Below are 20,898 nucleotides of genomic sequence, written 5' to 3'. Positions count from 1 at the left end.
AAATTTTCAAAAAAATGTTAAACTTTAGGGAGAGTAGTTTCAATTTTTAGTAAACATGCTACACTATAAAACAGACTGTTTGCTTTTTAAGAAAGCAACGAAAGAGAGGTAACTGATGAAAGTATGGCTTGATAAGATCAAACAAAATGCTTTCGTTCAACATTTCATGGCGACATGGGGTCGGGTCAATCTACCGATCCAAGCATCTAGTATTGCTTTCTTCGCGTTACTAGCACTTGCTCCGATGGTTCTTGCCATCGCAAACTTGATTCCTTTATTGCCAATCCCAACTCAGGAGGTTTTATCCTATTTGGAATTAGCTTTGCCTGGAGACATTTATGGGATGATCGAACCGATTTTATCGAGTTATCTGAATCAGTCTACGGGTGGTGCTTTATCGATCAGTATTTTAGTGACCTTATGGCCAGCTACAAAGGGATTAGGGGCATTACAGAATGTGATTAATGAAGTCTATGGTGCTAAACCACGGTCCAATGTCATCTTCGCGCGTGTGTTATCCTTCTTATTCGGATTAGCAGTAGCTGGAGCGATTGCTTTGGTATCCTTCCTATTTGTTTTTGGTGATGTGATTGTTGACTTCCTGCGAGAAACATTCGATATTAATTTCCGGTTGTTAACCGACTTTTCAATCATGAAATGGATTGGGACGATTTTGGTGATGTTTACAGCAAGTTTATTGATTTATTTGCTCTTACCAAATGTTAAATGGTCGTTTAAGTTTGCTCTCCCAGGATCAGCGTTCTTAACGGTTTGCTTCTTGGCGATTTCACAACTCTTTTCGTTATATGTTAGCTTTTTTGGCTCATCATTAGGCTTGGGAACACTGAGTATTGGTGCTTTTATGGTCTTAATGATGTGGTTATACTTTGTCGCAATCAGTATTATCTTAGGCGGGTTTATCAACGTGTTTATCTATCGGCTATATTATCCTGAAGATAAAACGCAAAAACCCTTATTGGCAGAGAAAGAGGAAGATTGATGCAACGACTTAATCATTTTAGAGAAAAAAGAGATCAACGTATTGATTACGGCATCATTTTAAGTGTTATGTTGCTTGCTTTGATCAGTATTTTGACGATTTTATCAACAACTTATATCCAACCAGACAATGGGTCCTTATTGCCTGCTATTATGCAATTAGTCTGGTATGCTGTCGGGATTGCTGCGGTAATCGTGATCATGTTATTTGATTCCGAGCAATTATGGAAGTTAGCCCCAGTCGTCTATGGTATCGGCCTGGCATTATTAGTTTTGGTGCTTATTTTTTACGATCGAGCAACGTTTGAGAGTAATGGGGCACGTAGTTGGTTTAGAATTGGTTCTTTATCCTTCCAACCCTCAGAAATATTTAAAATTGCGTTGATTATTATGCTAGCACGGGTGGTGACAGAGCATAATTTGGAGCATAAAGATCGGACGATTCATACGGATTGGGTTCTTTTTGGAAAAATCTGTCTGTTTACCTTCCCAGGACTTTTTTTGGTTATTATTCAAAACGACTTGGGGACAACCTTAGTTTTATTAGCAATTTTTGTAGGGATCTTGATGATGTCAGGTATTAGTTGGCGAATTCTTCTCCCATTTTTCCTCTCCATTGTAGCTATTGGCGCGATTTTAATTTATATCGTAGTTGTCGATCGAGAATTACTCCTAAAAATAGGGTTTAAAAATTACCAATTTGCCCGGATAGACTCGTGGCTTAATCCATATTCCGATCAATCGGGCGATGGCTTTCAACTTTTCCAAAGCATGAAGGCTATTGGGTCAGGTCAATTACTTGGAAAAGGTTTCGGTCAATCTGATGTTTATGTACCAGTTCGTGAATCCGATATGATTTTCTCAACGATTGGTGAAAATTTTGGCTTTGTTGGCGGCTGTGTTTTATTACTGATTTACTTCATCCTGATCTATCAAATGGTCCGTATTTGTTTTGATACGAAAAACGAATTTTATGCCTACATTGCTGCCGGGGTGATTTGCATGATCTTATTCCATATCATAGAAAATGTGGGAATGAGCATCGGGCTATTGCCACTAACTGGTATTCCATTGCCATTCATTTCACGTGGTGGTTCAGCCCTAGTCGGTAATATGATGGGGATTGGGTTGATGATGTCGATGAGATACCACTATAATTCTTCAATGTTTGAAGATAATGAGTTATAATCATATTGTATAAAGAAAAGTAATAGAAAAACATATCAAGCAAACTAAAAAATCAAGGAGAATGATTAGACGATGAAATTTAGTGAAAATGGCTTTTGGATCAAACAAGATGGGGATCAATATACGGTTGGTTTTGGCTCAAAGAATAGAGACGATGCGGGACAAATCAGCTTTGTGAGCTTACCAATGATTGAAACTTTAGCTGAAGGGGACACATTACTCGATATTGAAGCGTCAAAAGCTGTTACTGAGCTTGTAACACCAATTGAGGGAAAGGTAGTCACTTGGCATAAAGAACTAGAAGATCACCCTGAATTGTTGAATAGCACGCGTCTAGAAGACAACTGGATCGTGATATTGAATGATGTTGATGCTAATAGCTTTGAAACATTATTAGAAGAAGATCCTTACACTCCAGAAGCTACTACTGAAACAGAATAATCTATAGCATTATTAATTAGATCATTATTGGCTAGAATGACTAAAATTATCTTTTATTATTTCTAGGTTATGCTTAGGTGTGAAGCGCTTTATTATGTTAAAATTGAAGTGTATCAAATACTGAATGGGGAGCGTTATAGAATGAGTAGAGAAATGACTGCTTTAAAATTTTATTTTCGCAATGGCGAAACTTGGACAATCGACCGTAGATACATTGGAGATTTGTGGATCAAACAAATCACAACAAGTTTTGGTCGTATTCACGGGGGAGACTTTGTAGAGATCCATCCATGTGAAGGATTCAAGATTGAGATTTTTCAAGAAGGCGATCATGTTGCCTCAACTGATATCAACCTTGGCGGATTAGAGTCCGGTATGTTTGATCGCGCATTGAAATATCAAGATATTGAACGGATGGAAATTTTATTCCGTACTGGAACACCAGAATTAGTTTATTTCCCTTATAAGGATAAAGACACTCAAGGATTGGATAACGTGTATCAATCGACGAAAGTCAGTGAAAAGACAAGTAGTTTATACATTGTAATTTCTCCAGATACTACTGTCACAGATATTTACACAAAACAATTTGAAGATTAAGAAAGCACATGGTTTCAACTCGGGGTTTATACCAAATAATTCCAATAAATGATAAAAACAGTTCATACAACATCATTATTGAATGTTGTATGAACTGTTTATTTATAAGCAAAAACTATTTGTTTTATTGGTTTTACTTTGATTTATAAAACAAATTTCAGGAGTAGACAGACTATGTTATAGGATTTTTTAGCTGTCAAACTAAGACGGAGTGTTTAGCTCTATATAGTGGCTTACTCGTTCGATAAAGTTATCAAACAAGCCTTGCATGGGTTTATAATCATTTAGTAACAGTTCTGGATGCCATTGGACTGCGACGACGCTTTGGGTCTGGTCCGCACTTTCAAAGGCTTCAATCAAATGATCAGGACTGTAAGCTGTTGGTTTGAATTCAGCAGAGAGTTCTTTGATGGCTTGATGGTGAACGGAATTCACTAAGACATCTCGACCGATAATATGGCGTAACTCGGAGTCTTCAATCACTTTGATATGATGTGTCGGATAAATGGGATCCGTAGTTTGGTCATGTTGGACAGTCAGTCGGTCGTATTGAGAGATATCTTGATAAAGTGTGCCACCTTTAGCGACATTTAAGATCTGCATCCCTCGGCAGACGGCGAAAATAGGCATATAACGACTGAGAGCTAATTTTATAGCGGTCAATTCAAACAGGTCTCTTTCAGGATAAGATTCTTTCACTTTTAACTGCGGTTCTTCTCCGTAGTGGATGGGCGAGACATCTTGTCCACCAGCGAGCAATAGACCGTCGACTCTTTCGAGATAAGCGGCAGCTAGCTCGGGTTTTGAGACAGGAATCACTACTGGCAAGCCACCAGCGTGCTGTACGCCTCGCACAAAGCCATCTGGAACATAGGTAATCGGTAATCGGCGGAGTTCATTGAAATCGCTACGGCGGTTGCCGATGATGCCGATAATGGGTTTCATGTATTGCGTTCCTCCTCACAAGTATAGATAGTTATAGGTATATCTTACAGACTTCAAATCAAAAAGCAATAGATTTTTAATAAAAGCTGGGCGAAATAACCTTTTGCTTAATAAAGAGCATGTGAAAAGATGCATTTTGAATTTAACGCCTTATTGGGCTAAAATAAGAAAGAATGATTACAGTTAGTCACGTCAAATAGCGTTTTAAAAGGCAATTTTTAGGTTAAGGAAGCAACTGCCAACTAGGGGATAATGGTTATTGTCTTAATGAGTGTTATAAACGATGTTTTATCAACAGATTATTATCAACAAAGTATTATCAACAGAGTATTATTATTGGAGTATCATCAATGACGAACTAATAAAAAAGATTAGAGGGAGAATAACATGTCAACGTTAACGGTAAAAAATCTACATGTTTCAATCGATGGTAAGGAAATCCTAAAGGGTGTCGATTTAGTGATGCATACGGGTGAAATTCACGCTATCATGGGTCCAAATGGTACGGGAAAATCAACCCTTTCTGCAGCAATCATGGGTCATCCTAGTTATGAAGTTACTGAGGGCGAAGTCTGGTTGGATGATATCGATATTTTAAGTCAGGAGGTTGATGAACGAGCGCGTGCTGGTCTTTTCTTAGCTATGCAATATCCGAGCGAAATCGCAGGAGTTACTAATGCCGAATTTATGAGGAGTGCCATCAATTCAAGACGTGATGATGATCATAAAATAGGAGTTCGTGACTTTATCCAAAAATTAGATGAGAAAATGGCTGTTCTCGATATGAAAGAAGAAATGGCTGAACGGTATTTGAATGAAGGCTTTTCAGGTGGCGAGAAGAAACGAAATGAAATCTTGCAGTTGATGATGATAGAACCAAAATTTGCAATCCTTGATGAAATTGATTCCGGTCTTGACATTGACGCCTTAAAAGTTGTTTCAAAAGGTGTGAACGGCTTACGTGGCCCAGATTTTGGAGCCATGATCATTACGCATTACCAACGTTTATTGAATTATATTACACCTGATGTAGTTCACATCATGATGGGTGGACGGATTGTTAAAACTGGCGATGCCGAACTAGCCAAGCAACTTGAAGCAGAAGGATATGTGGGATTGAGTGAAGAATTAGGAATCACCATAGCAGAGCCAGAAAAATAGGGGGAACCAGTATGCCAACAGAAACAATCGAAACATTTGCAGCATTAAAGGAAGAACCTAACTGGTCTGTTGAAGCTCGTGAAAAAGCAAAAGCAGTGATTGATCAATTAGATCCCCCTGTGGTAGAACGGGTCAAATTCAATCGATGGCCGTTAATGCAACAAGAGATGGGTGAAGCTTTTGTGAGCGAGTATGCCGCTGTTGAGCCTGCTATGACCATTGACGATAATGAGCCTGCTAAGATCATTCAGTATGGCAATCAAACTGTCGCAGTTGGGTTAGACCAAGCCTTGATCGACCAAGGTGTAGTGGTGATGGATCTCTTTGAAGCAATGACCGCTTATCCAGATCTGATTAAAGACAACTTGATGACTAAAGGGGTGCCAGTTACAGAAAATAATCTGACAGCCTACCATAGAGCTTATTTAAATTCTGGGATTGTGATCTATGTCCCGGCCAATGTAGAAGTAGACCAACCAATTGTTGCTCGTTTGATTCAAGATAGTACACAAAAGCAAGCTTTCAATAAGCATGTCCTGGTTATTGCCGGAGAAAATAGTCGGTTCGAATACATCGAGCAATGGGAAACAGTCGGAGATGTGCCTAATAGTGCTAATATTGTGGTCGAGTTGCTTTTGAACAGTGGAGCTAAAGTGCAATATACAGCCTTAGATAATCTTGGACCGCATAATCATATTTATTTGAACAGACGCTCTCATCTAGAAAAAGATGCTGTGATTGAATGGGCAATCGGTGAGATGACAGAAGGCAACTTGATTGGTGATTTCGACGCTGATCTTGTTGGCTATGGCAGTCAAAGCTATGTCAATATTGTCGCTATTTCGAGTGGCAAGCAGATTGTTGGGATCGACACTCGTGTGACCAATATTGCTCCGTATTCGGTCGGACATATCTTACAGCACGGTGTTATTATGGATCGCTCGACCTTGACTTTCAATGGAATCGGCCATATTTTGAAGAAAGCTCATGGGTCGGATGCCCAACAAGAAAGTCGTGTGTTGATGTTATCTGACCAAGCTAGAGGAGACGCCAATCCGATTCTGTTGATTGATGAGCACGACGTGACTGCAGGACACGCAGCCAGTGTTGGTCAAATCGATGATGAGCAGTTATTTTATTTAAAGAGTAGAGGACTAAGCGAAGAGATGGCAAAGCGCCTAGTTATTAGGGGCTTTCTAGGAAAGGTCATTAGTTCCATTTCGGTAGCAAGAATCCGGAAAGAGCTTATTCGGTTGATTGACAGAAAGTTGGGATATGATGAAGATTGATCCAACCACTATCCGCAAAGATTTTCCGATTTTGAATCAACGAGTGAATGACGAGCCATTGATTTATCTTGATAATGCCGCAACAACACAGAAACCAATCAGTGTCTTAGAGCGTGTAGCTGCTTTTTACCAACATGATAATGCTAATGTCCACCGCGGTGTCCATACACTGGCCAATCGGGCAACAATAGCCTATGAGAATTCTAGGGATACCGTCAAAGACTTTATTCATGCCTCCAAACGACAAGAGGTCATCTTTACAAAAGGGACGACGCAAAGTCTAAACTGGGTAGCAAAAGGTTTTGCAAGCAAGATTCTGAAACCAGGCGATAATATTGTCGTCTCTCCAATGGAGCATCATTCTAACCTGGTTCCCTGGCAACAGGTGGCACATGAAACAGGTGCTAACCTTGTTTACCTTCCAATGACTAAAGATGGCCGGATCGATCTTGAATCCTTTAAGCACGTCTTAGGTCCTAAGGATAAACTACTAGCAATTACACATGCATCGAATGTGTTGGGGACCGTTAATCCAATACGGAAACTAGCGGACGTCATGCACCAAAATAAAGGGTACATTGTAGTTGATGGGGCACAAGCTGTTCCACATATGCCGGTGGATGTCACCGACCTCAATTGTGATTTTTATTGCTTCAGTGGGCATAAAATGTTAGCACCAACTGGTATAGGCATTTTGTATGGTAAATTTGACTTATTGGATCAACTGACACCCCAAGAGTTTGGAGGAGAAATGATCCAAACCGTTGGCGATTTTCAATCGACCTTTGCAGATTTACCTTATCGTTTAGAAGGTGGGACGCCAAATATTTCAGGGGCAGTGGGTATAAAGGCAGCTATCGATTATCTCCAGTCAGTGGGGATGACAGAGATAGCTAGCTATGAAAAAAAACTGACTGATGTGGTCTTACCCGTATTAAAGACTATACCTGGTATTGAGGTCTACGGACCGGACCAACGAACAGCCGTTTTCAGTTTCAATATCACAGGTATCCATCCACATGATGTTGCGACAGCGTTTGACATGGAAGGTATCGCAGTCAGAGCCGGTCACCACTGTGCTCAACCCTTGATGAGGCATTTAGGAATCGATTCAAGTGTCAGAGCAAGTTTTTATTTTTACAATACACCAGCAGAAGCGAAACACTTTTTAGAGACGATACCGGTCGTGAAGGAGTTTTTTGGGAATGGGCTTATCTAATTTAGAACAATTATACCGTCAAGTGATCTTAGATCATGCACAACATCCGCACCATCATGGGTTAAGAGAAGATGACAATGGGACACGTGTCACGGTGCATAATCCATCATGCGGGGATACCTTGACCTTTGAGTTCGTCGAAACGGATGGCATCATCACGGATGCAAGGTTTGAAGGTGTCGGTTGTACAATCAGCCAAGCAAGTGCCAGCATGATGTGTGATGTGATTATTGGTAAAACAATAGAAGAAGCAAAGTTTTTAGCACAAGAATTCAGTTTGATGGTTCAAGGAGAACTCGGTGATCCTAACGATCTTGGCGATGCAGCTATTCTATCAGGTGTGGCGAAATTCCCGGCTCGAATCAAATGTGCAACGTTGAGTTGGAAAGCAATTGAGGAGTATAAACCAAAAGGGCCAGTGATTGATGAAAGAGAGGATGAGACAGATGAGTGAGATTCCAGTAAAAAATGATTATCAGTATGGTTTTCATGAGGACGTCAAATCGCTTTACGATACTGGGAAAGGTCTGTCAAAAGATGTCGTTGCAAAAATCAGTGCGATTAAGAAAGAACCCGAGTGGATGACGGACTATCGCTTAAGATCGTACAAGGTATTTGATAAAATACCGATGCAAAAATGGGGACCAGATCTTTCTGATATTGATTTTAATGACATCACCTATTTTAGACGGTCGACGGATAAACCAGCAAGAAGTTGGGATGATGTGCCGGATAAAATCAAAGATACCTTTGAACGTATTGGGATTCCAGAAGCAGAACGGGCCTACCTAGCCGGAGCTGCCGCTCAATTTGAATCCGAAGTGGTGTATCACAATATGAAAGATGAATTCGATAAATTAGGAATCATCTTTACCGATACCGATTCGGCTTTAAAAGAATATCCTGAGTTGCTTAAGAAGTACTTTGGTAAATTGGTACCACCAACGGATAATAAACTAGCAGCATTGAATTCGGCCGTTTGGTCTGGTGGGACATTTATTTACGTACCTAAAGGTGTCAAATGTGATGTGCCTTTACAAACCTATTTTAGAATCAATGACCCAGGGATGGGACAATTTGAGCGGACATTGATCATTGTAGATGAAGGAGCCAGCATTCATTACGTTGAAGGATGTACAGCACCAACTTATTCTGAGAATAGTTTACATGCGGCTATTGTTGAGATTTTTGTTGAAGAAGGTGGCTATTGTCGGTATACGACCATTCAAAACTGGTCTGACAATGTCTACAATTTGGTGACGAAACGTGCTAGAGCGGCAAAAGATGCGACAGTTGAATGGGTAGACGGTAATCTAGGAGCTAAGACGACGATGAAATACCCTAGTGTGTTTCTTGAAGGAGAAGGTGCCCGTGGAACGATGCTGTCAGTAGCCTTTGCGGGTAAGAATCAAGTCCAAGATACCGGGTGTAAGATGATTCATAATGCACCACATACCTCGAGTTCGGTGGTTTCTAAGTCGATTAGTAAAGATGGCGGAGAAGTGAATTACCGTGGTCAAGTGACCTTTGACAAAGCAGCTGAGTATAGTGCGTCTCATATTGAGTGTGATACGATTATTATGGATGAGTTGTCTAAATCGGATACCATTCCGTTTAATGAAATCCATAATAGTAAGGCGACGCTGGAACATGAAGCGAAGGTGTCGAAGATATCGGAAGAACAGTTGTTTTATCTGATGTCGCGTGGGATTAGTGAATCAGAGGCAACTGAGATGATTATTATGGGATTTGTGGAGCCGTTTACGAAGGAATTACCAATGGAATATGCCGTTGAACTCAACCGACTGATTAGTTATGAGATGGAAGGGTCAGTGGGGTAGTATAAATTAAAGAACTAGTTTTGGTTGTTGTAGTAATGATCTTAACTAGTTCTTTTTTTGAATGCTATAATTTTGGTATCCTTTTTAGTACCTTAACAACAAAACCAATAACACTTGTAGACAAAACGAGTTACCTTGAATCCTTGTGGTCTACACGTTTGCAACGATAAATATTTGAATTAGGAGAATAATGTTTATTATTTTTCATTTGTCAAATTAAGTTGGACAACTCTTGATCATCTATATCACTCAAGAATACTTCAATTGGTGTTCGGTAGTTTAATGATTTTCTGGGAATATGATTCCGTTTAGTCGCAACAGCTTGAATAAAGGACTCATCTACTTTATTGAAGTCCATTTCTTTTGGTAAACCATCTCTACGCAATGGACCATTAGAGTTTTCGTTTAATCCACGTTGAGAGGGCGTGCCAGGGTCTGCAAAATAGATATCAATATCGTTTTGATTGCTGATTTGTTTCCAGTTTGAAAATTCTTTTCCACAATCAAAAGTGATTGACTTAAATAAATTTTTTGGGACTGATTCAAACCACTTATTCAATCTGTTTTCAATGTCTAAAGCTTTTCGCCCTACGGGTTTTAAGGTGATAATCACTTTAGAGAGCCGTTCTACTAACGTTATAACAGCACTTTTGTGTTTATGACCAACGATGGTGTCGCCTTCTAAGTGGCCAAACTCTTGCGAAAAGTGGTGGTCATTGTCCCTCTCATGAATCGAGCGGCGAAAGGCCTGTTTACCACGTTTTTCTTGATGACCATTCGGTTTGCGTTTACCCTTCATGGGTAACTCAGATCGGTTAAATATTTCTCGATCAAATAGGCGATAGAGTGTCCGAACAGAACAGGCAATTGGGTGATCTTCACGGCCAACGATGACATCAGGTGTCCTCTCTTGAGCCACCATTTTTTGAACATATTTCTTTTGACTTTCAGGTAAACGAGTTAAATGGCGACCACAATTCTTTTTATTTTCCTTGTATTGCCTATAGTAGTCTAGTGCTGTACTTCCCTTTTTCAAGAAGAGATAGACCTTATGGATTGTTTGCCTTGACCTTTTGAGCAATTGAGCAGTCCAAGCAACCGATTGGTTGATTTTTGCATAAGATTCTATTAATACTAGTTCATGTGTAGTAAGATGAGTGCAGGTCATTTGTACTCACTCCTTATAATTCTTTAGTCGGAACTATCTTGAGTGTAGCACAAATGACTTTTTTAGTTGTCTAGCTTAATTTTACAATCGGCGATTTGAAAATTTTACAGGTGTAAATGAATAAAAATTTAGGAGGAAATATCATGGAAATGTATCAACCATAGGACATTCATTTAACGAAATATCTATTTTTCACAGGTAAAGGAGGCTTTGGGAAAACTTCTACAGCTAGTGCTACAGCAACTTATCTAGCTGACAAAGGGAAACAAGTCATGTTGGTTAGTACCGACCCAGCAAGCAATTTGCAGGATGTCTTTGAATTAGAACTATCAAATAAAGGGACTAAAATTCCTAATGTAGAAGGTTTAGTTGTCGCTAACTTTGACCCTGTGGAGGCGGCTAATGACTATAAAGAAAGTATTGTAGGACCTTATAGTGGTAAATTGCCAGATTAAGTTTTGGAAAATATGGAAGAACAATTGTCAGGCTCTTGTACTGTAGAGATAGCCTCATTTAATTAATTTACCAATTTTTTAACGGATAAAGGAGCCTCTACAAAATTTGATCATATTATTTTTGATACTGCCCCAACAGGTCATACTCTGAAAATGCTTCAATTACCTTCTGCTTGGAATAATTATTTAGATGAGAATGAGACCGCAACTGCTCCTTTAGGCCAATTATCAGGTGCTGTAGACAAAAATGAAATGTATGATCTGGCTGTTAAAACCTTAATTGACGGTCAGAAAACGACGCTGATGTTGGTAACGAGACCACAAAAAACGTCTTTATTAGAAGCGGATAGAGCTTCAAAAGAATTGGAAGAAATGGGGATTAAAAATCAAGCATTAATTATTAATGGGGTACTGTAAGAAGCAACAGATAAAGTATCTGAGGAAGTTTATGCTATTCAAAAGGTAGCAGAGCTGTCTAACAATCATTACGCAGTGATTGAATGGAAAGCTGAGGATATTTCAGGAGATGCTTTAAGAGATATTTTATAGTTTACGATAGAATATAACTACTCATTGACAAAACATAGATATTCATCTATATTAAATATAGATGAATATCTATGTGGAGGTGAGAATATGGATTATTTAGGATTATCAAAAATTATGAAGGCAATTGCAGAGCCTAATAGACTTCAAATATTAGATATGATTTCAACTGGTGAAAAGTGTGCATGTGATATTTTGGATAATTTTGATTTTACTCAGCCGACACTATCACATCATATGAAGGTTTTAATTGAGGCGGGAGTAGTAACCGCACGTAAAGAAGGCAAATGGCAATATTATTCTCTGGTAACAGAGAACATTGAAGAATTTCAAGAATTAATACATCAGATATTGAATACAAAACAAAAAGAAGGAGTTATTTAAAATGAGTAAAGTATCGTTGTACGAACCAGCAATGTGTTGTGACACAGGAGTTTGTGGTCCCGGAGTAGATACAGAATTGCTTCGAGTTTCCTCTATTATTCAAACATTGGAAAAAGCCGATGGTGTACAAGTAGAGCGTTTTAATTTAACAGGTAATCCTGCGGCATTCGTAGAAAATGAAAAAATTGGGGAGTTGTTACAGTCTAAAGGACCTGACATACTACCAGTTGTTTTATTAGATGGTGAGATTGTGAAAATGGCTGGTTATCCGTCAAATGAGGAGTTTAGTGTCTATACTGGTGTTAATTTCTCAGAGGATAAGAAAGAAGAACAATCAAATAGTTGCTGCTCTCCATCATCTGGATGTTGCTAAAACGAAGAAACTAAAGCTTATGAGAAGAGATTCTCATAGGCTTTTTTATTAAGTGAGACAGAATCTATTGACAATAGATAGATGGACATCTATATTATATAGAAGAACTTCTATGTATAAAGGGATGAAAGATGGATTATGAATTAACAGCAAAAGTTTTTAAAGCATTAGGAGACCCAAAAAGAGTTCAAATTGTGGATATGGTCTCTTGTGGTGAGCGTTGTGCATGTGATTTATTAGAGCATTTTGAATTTACGCAACCAACACATTCCCATCACATGAAAGTGTTAATGAATGCAGGGATTGTTCAAGCCAGAAAATCAGGGACATGGCACAACTATTCATTGAATGCGGAGAATATGAAAGTATTATCTGGTATCATTCAAAAAATCATTCAAAACACAGATGACTGTATTTGTCATACGATTGATAATGCTGCATGTTCTTGTGAGGGTAAAGGGAGAGTAATAGCTACAAAGAAAGTAACAACTGCTTAGAATGATGATGTTAAATTTAAAGGAGGAAACTAAACATGAAATTGTACCTACCAGATCAGTTACCATTAACAAAGTATCTATTTTTTACAGGAAAGGGAGGTGTTGGTAAAACAACGACTGCTTGTGGCACTGCTACTTATATAGCAGATAGTGGGAAAAAAGTTATGTTAGTCAGTACCGATCCAGCAAGTAATTTACAAGATGTTTTTCAAACAGAATTAACAAATAAAGGGAAAGAAATTGCAGAAGTTCCGGGATTAACTGTAGCAAATTTTGATCCTATAACAGCAGCTGATGACTATAAAGAAAGTGTTGTAGGACCATTTAGAGGGAAACTACCTGATTCTGCTTTAGCGAATATGGAGGAACAATTATCTGGTTCTTGTACAGTAGAGATTGCTGCATTTAATGAATTTTCTGGTTTTTTAACTGATCCAGAAGCAGAGAAAAAGTATGATTATATTATTTTTGATACTGCACCAACAGGTCACACGTTAAGAATGTTACAGTTACCATCTGCATGGAGTAATTTTATGGATGAAAATACAACAGGAGCTTCTTGCTTAGGTCAATTATCTGGTTTAGGTGATAAAAAGGAAATTTATGAGCATGCTGTAGCCACATTAGCTGATGGAGCAAAAACAACTTTAATGCTTGTAACAAGACCACAAAAGGCACCACTTTTAGAAGCAGATCGAGCTTCTAAAGAATTACAAGAGATAGGCATTGAAAATCAAGTTTTATTAGTGAATGGCGTCTTAGAGGAAGCAACAGATAAAGTATCTCAATTGATTTATGATGGACAACAAGAAGCGTTGGCACAAATGCCAGATAGTTTGAAAGCTTTTCCTGAGTACAGTATTCCTTTACGTTCTTACAATGTGACTGGTGTTGAAAATCTACGCCAATTGTTGAAATCCAATCAAGGTGACTTTTTAACTGAAATAGTCACACCAAGAGCATTTCCTAGATTGAAAGACATCGTGAATGAGTTGCATCAATCTGGTAAAAAAGTGATTTTTACAATGGGGAAAGGTGGCGTTGGGAAAACGACTATTGCTGCGGCAATTGCCACTGGTTTAGCAGATAAAGGCAAGAAAGTTCATTTGGCTACAACCGATCCAGCTGCTCATTTACAATTTGTGATTTCTGAATCCGATCAAATCAAGGTGAGTCATATCGATGAGGACAAGGAATTAGCAGATTATACAGAAGAAGTATTAAGCAAGGCTCGTGAAACGATGTCACCAGATGATGTTGCTTATGTAGAAGAAGATTTACGTTCGCCTTGTACACAAGAAATCGCTGTATTCAGAGCTTTTGCAGAGATTGTGGATGATGCCGATTGTGATGTGGTAGTTATTGACACCGCACCAACAGGACATACATTACTATTACTTGATTCTACCCAAAGCTACCATAAAGAAGTAGAGCGGACATCTGGTGAAGTACCAGAATCAGTGAAACGTCTCTTACCTCGTTTGCAAGATGGAAAAGAAACCGAAGTGGTCATGGTCACTTTACCTGAAACAACACCTGTTTATGAATCTATGCGACTACAGGAAGACTTGGATCGAGCAGGCATTGCTCATACATGGTGGGTCGTGAATAACAGTATGTTAACAAGTGGTACAACAAATCCAATGTTACTAGCCCGAGCACAAAATGAAAATACTTGGATTGATAAAGTAGCAGAATTATCTAATAATCATTATGGGGTTGTAGAATGGCATGCAGAAGAAATCTCTGGAGAAGCACTACACAATATATTGAATTAGAAGCATTTTATTTTTTTAATTGATAGATAGAAATTTTTCTATCTATCATGCACTTATTTGAATTTTATGATGGAGGAAGATGATGATGGAAAAAGAAGAACAAAAAGGATTGGGAATATTTGAAAAATATTTAACGCTTTGGGTGGCTTTGTGTATGGTTACGGGTGTTTTAATTGGAAAATATTTGCCAGCTGTTCCAGCAACTTTAGGGAAATTCGAGTATTATCAAGTATCTATTCCAACAGCAATCTTAATTTGGTTGATGATCTATCCGATGATGTTGAAAATAGATTTTACTAGTATTGTCAATGCAGCTAAGAAACCTAAAGGTTTGATTGTAACCTGTACAGTGAATTGGTTAATTAAACCATTTACAATGTACGCCATTTCAGCTTTTTTCTTTTTCGTTGTATTTAAAGGGATTATCCCAAATGATTTAGCCAAAGAATATGTCGCAGGAGCAGTATTGTTAGGTGCGGCACCTTGTACTGCAATGGTCTTTGTTTGGAGTTACTTAACTAAAGGAGATCCAGCTTATACATTGGTTCAAGTTGCGATTAATGATTTAATTATTTTAGTGTTGTATGCGCCAATCGTTGCTGTTTTATTAGGTGCTGGAAATGTAGCTGTTCCAATTAATACATTGATTTTGTCGACTGTTTTATTCGTAGTGATTCCACTTCTTTTAGGTGTTGTCACTCGAACATTCATCATAAAAAATAAAGGACTTCATTATTTTGAAACAGTATTTCTAAAAAAAATTGATAAGGTTACGATTATTGGGCTGCTCTTAACGCTAGTGATTATTTTTTCTTTTCAAGGTGAAAGAATCTTGAATAATCCACTGCACATTCTTTTGATTGCAATTCCGCTAACCATTCAAACACTATTTATTTTTGCTATTGCGTATACATGGGCTCGCTTTTGGAAGTTGCCTCATTCGATTGCTGCTCCGGCAGGCATGGTTGGAGCTAGTAATTTCTTTGAATTATCTGTAGCAGTAGCCATCTCACTATTTGGTTTACAGTCAGGGGCAACATTAGCAACAGTAGTGGGCGTATTGGTTGAAGTACCAGTCATGTTGCTATTAGTTAAAGTTGCGAATAGTACAGTTGGATGGTTTCAAAAGAATGAGTTACCTCAATCGTTAAGAAGCTAGTTTAAGAAGACTAAATTTATTACTTGGAGATGTTGATTGTGGCAGGTGTAACAAAAAAATTATCATTATTGGATCGTTATTTAACCCTCTGGATTTTTCTTGCAATGGGCTTTGGTATTGGATTAGGTTATTTTGTACCAGAGGTTGTGACAGGAATAAATAAACTGGAAGTTGGAACAACTTCTATACCTATTGCGATAGGCTTGATATTAATGATGTATCCACCGTTAGCTAAGGTGAAATATGAAGAGATGTGGCGTGTCTTTAAAGATTGGAAGGTTTTATTATTATCACTTTTCCAAAACTGGATTGTCGGTCCCATTTTAATGTTTATTTTAGCTGTTGTCTTTTTACATGATTATCCTGAATATATGGTGGGGTTAATTATGATTGGTCTGGCTCGTTGTATTGCAATGGTAATTGTGTGGAGTAACTTAGCTCAAGCGGACAATGAGTATACGGCAGGATTAGTGGCGTTCAATTCCATTTTTCAAATTATCTTTTATTCAGTGTTTGCCTATATTTTTGTGACAGTTATTCCGGGATGGTTAGGCTTAGAAACGCATGCTGTTTCAATTGGAATGGGTGAGATTGCAACAAGTGTTTTCATTTATTTAGGTATTCCTTTCATTGCAGGCTTTTTATCTCGTTGGATTCTAATAAAGAAAAAAGGAAAGAAATGGTATGAAGAAAAATTCATTCCTAAAATTAGTCCAATTACATTGGTTGCCTTATTATTTACAATTGTTGTGATGTTCTCCGTTAAAGGAGAAAAAGTCATTGAACTTCCAATGGATGTAGTAAGGATTGCCATTCCATTACTCATTTATTTTGTCCTTATGTTCTTTGTTTCATTCTTTATTTCTAAACGTATGGGAACCAGTTATCCAATTGCAGCTTCATTATCGTTTACCGCAGCGAGCAATAATTTTGAATTAGCAATTGCGGTAGCAGTTGGCGTATTTGGTATTAATTCAGGGGAAGCCTTTGCAGCAGTAATTGGTCCACTAGTGGAAGTTCCGGTTTTGATTGGTTTAGTAAATGTAGCATTGAAATTTAAGCAAAAATATTTTAAGCAAACTTAAAAAAGGAATGAGGCATCTTTATGAAAATTGTGATTATTGGTTCAGTAGCAGCTGGGACAAGTGTGGCTGCAAAGGCTAGACGAAATACAGAGGAAGCAGAGATTGTTGTCTACGACCAAGACAAGGATATTTCCTATTCAATTTGCGGGATTCCTTATTATATAGGAGAAGAAGTTGAAGAGTTAGATAAGTTGACCCCTAGAAATGCTGCATGGTTTAAAAAGCGTTATAATGTAGATATTTTTACAGAGCATCGAGTGACAGCTATTCATCCTGAAACTCAAACGCTTGAGGTTGAGAATCTTCAAACAAAGGAGAAGAAAACCGAATCCTATGATGAATTGGTTTTAGCAACAGGAGCCAAACCGATTGTGCCAGAGATTTTTAAAGCAAAGCAAGCTAATAGAAATCTTTTTCATGTTCGTACTATTCAAGATGCTGCTGCCATTCACTCATTTATTGAAAAAGAAAAGCCACAACAAGCTACTATTATTGGTGCAGGCTTTATTGGATTAGAAATGGCAGAGCAATTGGTTCATAAAGGAATAGAGGTAACTATTATTCAACGTGGCAATCAAGTCATGAAACAAATGGATGCTGATATGGCTTATCGTGTCCAAAAGGAGCTTGAAAAGAATCATGTTAAGCTCCAACTGAATACAACAATCACAAAAGTAATAGAGAAGGATGGCTATATTACTGAATTAGCAACCAATCAAGAGCAAACAATCAAATCGGATTTAGTCATTCTTGCAGCTGGTGTTACTCCGAATACTTCACTTATTCAATCGACAACTATTCAATTGGGAAAATCTGGTGCGATTAAAGTGAATAAGAAAATGCAGACAACGGTACCACATATTTATGCGGTAGGAGATGTTGCTGAGAGCTATTCTGTCATTACAGATAAACCAATATATCGTCCACTTGGATCAACTGCTAATAAGATGGGTAGAATTGCTGGTGATATCATCACTGGAGGAACACTGGAACATCGTGGTATTTTAGGAACGGGTATTGTTCGAGTTTTTGATTTAGCGGTTGCATATACTGGTTTAACAGAAAAAGAAGCTCAATTAGAAGGATTAGAGACAGCTATTCTTTATAATATTAAGCCAGATCATGCGGACTACTTAGGTGGAAAAGAGCTGACAATCAAAGCTTTAGCAGATAAAAGTAGCGGGAGAATTCTTGGGGCTCAGATTATTGGAGAGCAAGGTGTAGATAAACGAATCGACGTAATTGCCACTGCAATTTCATTTGGTGCAGTAGCAGAAGATTTGTTCCATTTAGACCTTGCTTATGCACCACCATTTGCGACAACGAAAGACCCCGTTCTTTATACTGGAATGGCGTTAGATAATGCAATAAGCAATGGAACACCTTTAATGACCCCAGCTGAATTGATTGAGCGACAAGCAAGTGGAGAACAATTGCAAATTGTTGATACTCGTTCCAAAAAACAATATGAAATTTCTTGTGTTAAAGGGGCTATCCATATTCCATTAGCAGAAATACGTGATAGAGTGGCGGAACTAGATAAAAATGTAACAACAATCACGTATTGCAATAAGGGCGTAACTGGAAATGCTGCTCAAAATATCCTGTTAAACGAAGGATTTAAAGAAGTCTATAATTTATCTGGAGGAAATAAAAATTACCAGATAATTGCCCAAATGCTCGCCTCTAACTGATTTAATGATGAAGGGATTAAATAGATGACAGAAGAAAAAGGAGCGCTGGCAAGACTTGCTGGTATCTTGGGAGCTTTCCTCGCTGCCAAACTATTAAACTATCAAATAAATGTTAGTATATTTGTAAATTTTGTTATAATTGTTGTGGTTCTATATGTTTTAGCTAAAAAAAGAGAATCTAAAGCTAAAGAAGACAGAAAATAGTTTGTCGCAAATGCAGTTGCACCTTGACTGCATTTGTTTTTTGACAAAAGAAATATGAGTAAGGAGGTAATGAGTAAATGAGCTATGCACTAGATTTAAAAGGCTTAAAAAAAGTATATGCGACCGGTGTTGAGGCGCTGCGTGGTATTGATTTAACTGTAGAAGAAGGAGATTTTTATGCACTGCTAGGTCCAAACGGTGCTGGAAAATCAACAACAAATGGAATTATTACCTCACTTGTTAATAAGACTGCTGGTCAAGTAAAGGTTTTTGATTATGATATTGATAATGATTTAGAGCGAGCAAAGCAACAGATTGGTCTTGTGCCACAGGAATTTAATTTTAATCCGTTTGAAACGGTTCAACAAATTGTAGTAAATCAAGCAGGATATTATGGTGTCTCAAGAAAAGAGGCACTGAAACGTAGTGAAAAGTATTTGAAGCAGTCCAATTTATGGGAGAAAAGAAACGTTCGTGCCCGTATGTTATCTGGAGGGATGAAACGAAGACTTATGATAGCTCGAGCATTAATGCACGAGCCACGTCTGCTAATTCTTGATGAACCAACTGCTGGAGTGGACATTGAGCTTAGAAGAGAAATGTGGGCATTTTTAAAAGAGTTAAATGAAAGTGGCACAACAATCATTCTTACAACTCATTATTTAGAAGAAGCAGAGATGCTTTGTCGTAACATTGGAATTATTCAATCAGGTGAGCTAATTGAGAATACAAGTATGAAAGCACTTCTATCAAAACTACAATATGAGACTTTCATTTTTGATTTAGATAGCCACGACAAAAAGCCTGTGATAAAAGGTTATAAGCACTTTTTTGAAGATGATCTAACACTTGCTATAGAAGTTGAACGAAATCAGGGAGTTAATAATATTTTTGAGCAGCTCAATCAGCAAAATATCAAGGTTCTTTCTATGCGCAATAAATCAAATAGATTGGAAGAGTTGTTCTTAAAAATTACCGAAGACAAACATCAAAAGGAGGAGAAAAATGTTTAGTATCTACTTTACAGCACTTAAAAGCTTAGCAGTTAAGGAAACCAACCGTTACCTACGGATATGGGTACAAACTTTAGTGCCTCCTGTTATTACGACCTCATTATATTTTGTTATTTTTGGAAAAATGATTGGTGGTCGTATTGGTGATATGGGCGGCTTCTCCTATATGGAATTTATTGTACCAGGTTTAATTATGATGTCTGCAATCACAAGTTCTTACGCAAATGTTTCTTCCTCTTTCTTTTCTCAAAAATTCCAAAAGAATATTGAAGAGCTATTAGTTGCACCTGTACCCACACATGTTATTATTTGGGGATTTGTTATTGGTGGACTGGGTAGGAGTATCTTAGTTGGGACATTGGTTACAGTCATTTCTCTATTTTTTGTTCCACTTCATGTTTATTCATGGTTTATTGTGGTGATTACATTATTGATGACTGCAATTTTATTTTCATTAGCAGGCTTAATTAATGGTGTTTTTGCACAATCTTATGATGATGTTTCAATTGTACCAACATTTGTTTTACAGCCATTAACTTATTTAGGTGGTGTATTTTACGCCATTTCAATGTTGCCGCCATTCTGGCAGGCAGTATCGAAAATTAATCCAATTGTTTATATGATTTCAGGATTTCGTTATGGATTTCTTGGAACGACAGATGTACCAATTATGGTTTCAATTACAATATTAATCCTTTTTATCATCGTTCTTTATGCAATTTGTTATTATTTAGTAGATAAAGGAAAGGGATTAAGAAGTTAATAATTAAAAGACAGTTATTAGAATTAGCTCTTACCTCTAAAATATTTGTGGAGATAAGAGCTTTTTTATTTTATTTCATGAAGATTGTATTTTAAT

The 20,898-nt window shown here is 37.7% G+C and carries 21 protein-coding genes and 1 pseudogene; 20 read left to right on the top strand and 2 right to left on the bottom strand.

What is annotated here, in order from left to right:
* The first annotated feature begins 115 nt into the window (after window positions 1-115).
* From H541_RS11565 to H541_RS0104650, 4 genes are all read left to right on the top strand, one after another.
* Window positions 116-1,000: a YihY/virulence factor BrkB family protein gene (locus H541_RS11565; RefSeq protein ID WP_022796182.1), complete on the top strand. Its 885-nt coding sequence runs from the start codon at window positions 116-118 to the stop codon at window positions 998-1,000.
* A complete protein-coding gene (locus tag H541_RS0104660; RefSeq protein WP_022796181.1) occupies window positions 1,000-2,187 on the top strand; it encodes an FtsW/RodA/SpoVE family cell cycle protein in 1,188 nt (395 codons plus the stop codon). The genes H541_RS11565 and H541_RS0104660 overlap by 1 nt, the downstream gene beginning before the upstream one ends.
* Before the next feature lie 72 nt (window positions 2,188-2,259).
* Window positions 2,260-2,628 (top strand): glycine cleavage system H family protein, encoded by a 369-nt coding sequence (locus H541_RS0104655; RefSeq protein ID WP_022796180.1) that lies wholly within the window; start codon window positions 2,260-2,262, stop codon window positions 2,626-2,628.
* A 141-nt stretch (window positions 2,629-2,769) separates the two neighbouring features.
* Window positions 2,770-3,228 carry a hypothetical protein gene (locus tag H541_RS0104650; protein ID WP_022796179.1) on the top strand — a complete coding sequence of 153 codons (459 nt, stop codon included), beginning with the start codon at window positions 2,770-2,772 and terminating at the stop codon, window positions 3,226-3,228.
* A 201-nt stretch (window positions 3,229-3,429) separates the two neighbouring features.
* Here H541_RS0104650 and H541_RS0104645 read toward each other — a convergent pair whose 3' ends face one another.
* Window positions 3,430-4,173 (bottom strand): gamma-glutamyl-gamma-aminobutyrate hydrolase family protein, encoded by a 744-nt coding sequence (locus H541_RS0104645; RefSeq protein WP_022796178.1) that lies wholly within the window; start codon window positions 4,171-4,173, stop codon window positions 3,430-3,432.
* 387 nt (window positions 4,174-4,560) lie between these two features.
* Between H541_RS0104645 and sufC the strand changes: the two genes are divergently transcribed.
* The 5 genes from sufC to sufB are packed head-to-tail and all read left to right on the top strand — an operon-like array spanning window position 4,561 to window position 9,683.
* The gene (gene sufC, locus H541_RS0104640; RefSeq protein WP_022796177.1) at window positions 4,561-5,334 is read left to right on the top strand and encodes a Fe-S cluster assembly ATPase SufC; all 774 of its coding nucleotides are present in this window, start codon (window positions 4,561-4,563) and stop codon (window positions 5,332-5,334) included.
* Between the two features lie 11 nt (window positions 5,335-5,345).
* Window positions 5,346-6,623, top strand: coding sequence for a Fe-S cluster assembly protein SufD (gene sufD / locus H541_RS0104635; RefSeq protein WP_022796176.1), 1,278 nt, complete (start codon window positions 5,346-5,348; stop codon window positions 6,621-6,623).
* Window positions 6,613-7,842: an aminotransferase class V-fold PLP-dependent enzyme gene (locus H541_RS0104630; protein WP_026501622.1), complete on the top strand. Its 1,230-nt coding sequence runs from the start codon at window positions 6,613-6,615 to the stop codon at window positions 7,840-7,842. The genes sufD and H541_RS0104630 overlap by 11 nt, the downstream gene beginning before the upstream one ends.
* Window positions 7,829-8,296 carry a Fe-S cluster assembly sulfur transfer protein SufU gene (gene sufU / locus H541_RS0104625; RefSeq protein WP_022796174.1) on the top strand — a complete coding sequence of 156 codons (468 nt, stop codon included), beginning with the start codon at window positions 7,829-7,831 and terminating at the stop codon, window positions 8,294-8,296. The genes H541_RS0104630 and sufU overlap by 14 nt, the downstream gene beginning before the upstream one ends.
* Complete coding sequence (sufB, locus tag H541_RS0104620) at window positions 8,289-9,683, top strand: Fe-S cluster assembly protein SufB (RefSeq protein ID WP_022796173.1); 1,395 nt, start codon at window positions 8,289-8,291, stop codon at window positions 9,681-9,683. The genes sufU and sufB overlap by 8 nt, the downstream gene beginning before the upstream one ends.
* 211 nt (window positions 9,684-9,894) lie before the next feature.
* On the opposite strand, the gene H541_RS0104615 is transcribed toward sufB, so the two are convergent.
* A complete protein-coding gene (locus H541_RS0104615; protein WP_022796172.1) occupies window positions 9,895-10,851 on the bottom strand; it encodes an IS30 family transposase in 957 nt (318 codons plus the stop codon).
* Window positions 10,852-11,018: 167 nt separating this feature from the next.
* Here H541_RS0104615 and arsA (H541_RS12505) point away from each other — a divergent pair.
* The 11 genes and pseudogenes from arsA (H541_RS12505) to H541_RS0104555 all read left to right on the top strand — a co-directional run.
* Window positions 11,019-11,720: pseudogene (arsA, locus tag H541_RS12505) on the top strand (arsenite efflux transporter ATPase subunit ArsA); the annotation flags it as partial.
* A 222-nt stretch (window positions 11,721-11,942) separates the two neighbouring features.
* Entirely contained in the window at window positions 11,943-12,236 is a 294-nt protein-coding gene (locus tag H541_RS0104600; protein ID WP_022796169.1) for an ArsR/SmtB family transcription factor, read from the top strand.
* Window position 12,237: 1 nt separating this feature from the next.
* A complete protein-coding gene (arsD, locus tag H541_RS0104595; RefSeq protein WP_022796168.1) occupies window positions 12,238-12,609 on the top strand; it encodes an arsenite efflux transporter metallochaperone ArsD in 372 nt (123 codons plus the stop codon).
* A 131-nt stretch (window positions 12,610-12,740) separates the two neighbouring features.
* Window positions 12,741-13,106, top strand: coding sequence for an As(III)-sensing metalloregulatory transcriptional repressor ArsR (gene arsR / locus H541_RS0104590; RefSeq protein WP_022796167.1), 366 nt, complete (start codon window positions 12,741-12,743; stop codon window positions 13,104-13,106).
* Window positions 13,107-13,141: 35 nt separating this feature from the next.
* Complete coding sequence (gene arsA / locus H541_RS0104585) at window positions 13,142-14,884, top strand: arsenite efflux transporter ATPase subunit ArsA (RefSeq protein ID WP_022796166.1); 1,743 nt, start codon at window positions 13,142-13,144, stop codon at window positions 14,882-14,884.
* Between the two features lie 79 nt (window positions 14,885-14,963).
* Window positions 14,964-16,043 (top strand): arsenite efflux transporter membrane subunit ArsB, encoded by a 1,080-nt coding sequence (gene arsB, locus H541_RS0104580; RefSeq protein ID WP_240470898.1) that lies wholly within the window; start codon window positions 14,964-14,966, stop codon window positions 16,041-16,043.
* A gap of 29 nt (window positions 16,044-16,072) precedes the next feature.
* Window positions 16,073-17,128, top strand: coding sequence for an arsenite efflux transporter membrane subunit ArsB (gene arsB, locus H541_RS0104575; RefSeq protein ID WP_003744449.1), 1,056 nt, complete (start codon window positions 16,073-16,075; stop codon window positions 17,126-17,128).
* A 20-nt stretch (window positions 17,129-17,148) separates the two neighbouring features.
* Window positions 17,149-18,822, top strand: coding sequence for an FAD-dependent oxidoreductase (locus H541_RS0104570; RefSeq protein ID WP_022796164.1), 1,674 nt, complete (start codon window positions 17,149-17,151; stop codon window positions 18,820-18,822).
* A gap of 24 nt (window positions 18,823-18,846) precedes the next feature.
* Window positions 18,847-19,026, top strand: a complete 180-nt coding sequence (locus H541_RS0104565; RefSeq protein WP_022796163.1) for a hypothetical protein — start codon at window positions 18,847-18,849, stop codon at window positions 19,024-19,026.
* Between the two features lie 77 nt (window positions 19,027-19,103).
* A complete protein-coding gene (locus H541_RS0104560; RefSeq protein WP_022796162.1) occupies window positions 19,104-20,039 on the top strand; it encodes an ABC transporter ATP-binding protein in 936 nt (311 codons plus the stop codon).
* Window positions 20,032-20,802: an ABC transporter permease gene (locus H541_RS0104555; RefSeq protein WP_002415744.1), complete on the top strand. Its 771-nt coding sequence runs from the start codon at window positions 20,032-20,034 to the stop codon at window positions 20,800-20,802. Before H541_RS0104560 ends, H541_RS0104555 begins: the two co-directional genes overlap by 8 nt.
* Window positions 20,803-20,898: the final 96 nt, after the last annotated feature.

Origin of the sequence: Bavariicoccus seileri WCC 4188, from assembly GCF_000421665.1 — a bacterium.
GTDB lineage: Bacteria > Bacillota > Bacilli > Lactobacillales > Aerococcaceae > Bavariicoccus > Bavariicoccus seileri.
This window is presented reverse-complemented; position numbering and strand designations above follow the sequence as displayed.

Bases quoted from the DNA above. Each gene is read 5' to 3' on its own strand.
- H541_RS11565 (WP_022796182.1), top strand. From the start codon at position 116: ATGAAAGTATGGCTTGATAAGATCAAACAAAATGCTTTCGTTCAACAT.
- H541_RS0104660 (WP_022796181.1), top strand. From the start codon at position 1,000: ATGCAACGACTTAATCATTTTAGAGAAAAAAGAGATCAACGTATTGAT.
- H541_RS0104655 (WP_022796180.1), top strand. From the start codon at position 2,260: ATGAAATTTAGTGAAAATGGCTTTTGGATCAAACAAGATGGGGATCAA.
- H541_RS0104650 (WP_022796179.1), top strand. From the start codon at position 2,770: ATGAGTAGAGAAATGACTGCTTTAAAATTTTATTTTCGCAATGGCGAA.
- H541_RS0104645 (WP_022796178.1), bottom strand. From the start codon at position 4,173: ATGAAACCCATTATCGGCATCATCGGCAACCGCCGTAGCGATTTCAAT.
- sufC (WP_022796177.1), top strand. From the start codon at position 4,561: ATGTCAACGTTAACGGTAAAAAATCTACATGTTTCAATCGATGGTAAG.
- sufD (WP_022796176.1), top strand. From the start codon at position 5,346: ATGCCAACAGAAACAATCGAAACATTTGCAGCATTAAAGGAAGAACCT.
- H541_RS0104630 (WP_026501622.1), top strand. From the start codon at position 6,613: ATGAAGATTGATCCAACCACTATCCGCAAAGATTTTCCGATTTTGAAT.
- sufU (WP_022796174.1), top strand. From the start codon at position 7,829: ATGGGCTTATCTAATTTAGAACAATTATACCGTCAAGTGATCTTAGAT.
- sufB (WP_022796173.1), top strand. From the start codon at position 8,289: ATGAGTGAGATTCCAGTAAAAAATGATTATCAGTATGGTTTTCATGAG.
- H541_RS0104615 (WP_022796172.1), bottom strand. From the start codon at position 10,851: ATGACCTGCACTCATCTTACTACACATGAACTAGTATTAATAGAATCT.
- H541_RS0104600 (WP_022796169.1), top strand. From the start codon at position 11,943: ATGGATTATTTAGGATTATCAAAAATTATGAAGGCAATTGCAGAGCCT.
- arsD (WP_022796168.1), top strand. From the start codon at position 12,238: ATGAGTAAAGTATCGTTGTACGAACCAGCAATGTGTTGTGACACAGGA.
- arsR (WP_022796167.1), top strand. From the start codon at position 12,741: ATGGATTATGAATTAACAGCAAAAGTTTTTAAAGCATTAGGAGACCCA.
- arsA (WP_022796166.1), top strand. From the start codon at position 13,142: ATGAAATTGTACCTACCAGATCAGTTACCATTAACAAAGTATCTATTT.
- arsB (WP_240470898.1), top strand. From the start codon at position 14,964: ATGATGATGGAAAAAGAAGAACAAAAAGGATTGGGAATATTTGAAAAA.
- arsB (WP_003744449.1), top strand. From the start codon at position 16,073: ATGTTGATTGTGGCAGGTGTAACAAAAAAATTATCATTATTGGATCGT.
- H541_RS0104570 (WP_022796164.1), top strand. From the start codon at position 17,149: ATGAAAATTGTGATTATTGGTTCAGTAGCAGCTGGGACAAGTGTGGCT.
- H541_RS0104565 (WP_022796163.1), top strand. From the start codon at position 18,847: ATGACAGAAGAAAAAGGAGCGCTGGCAAGACTTGCTGGTATCTTGGGA.
- H541_RS0104560 (WP_022796162.1), top strand. From the start codon at position 19,104: ATGAGCTATGCACTAGATTTAAAAGGCTTAAAAAAAGTATATGCGACC.
- H541_RS0104555 (WP_002415744.1), top strand. From the start codon at position 20,032: ATGTTTAGTATCTACTTTACAGCACTTAAAAGCTTAGCAGTTAAGGAA.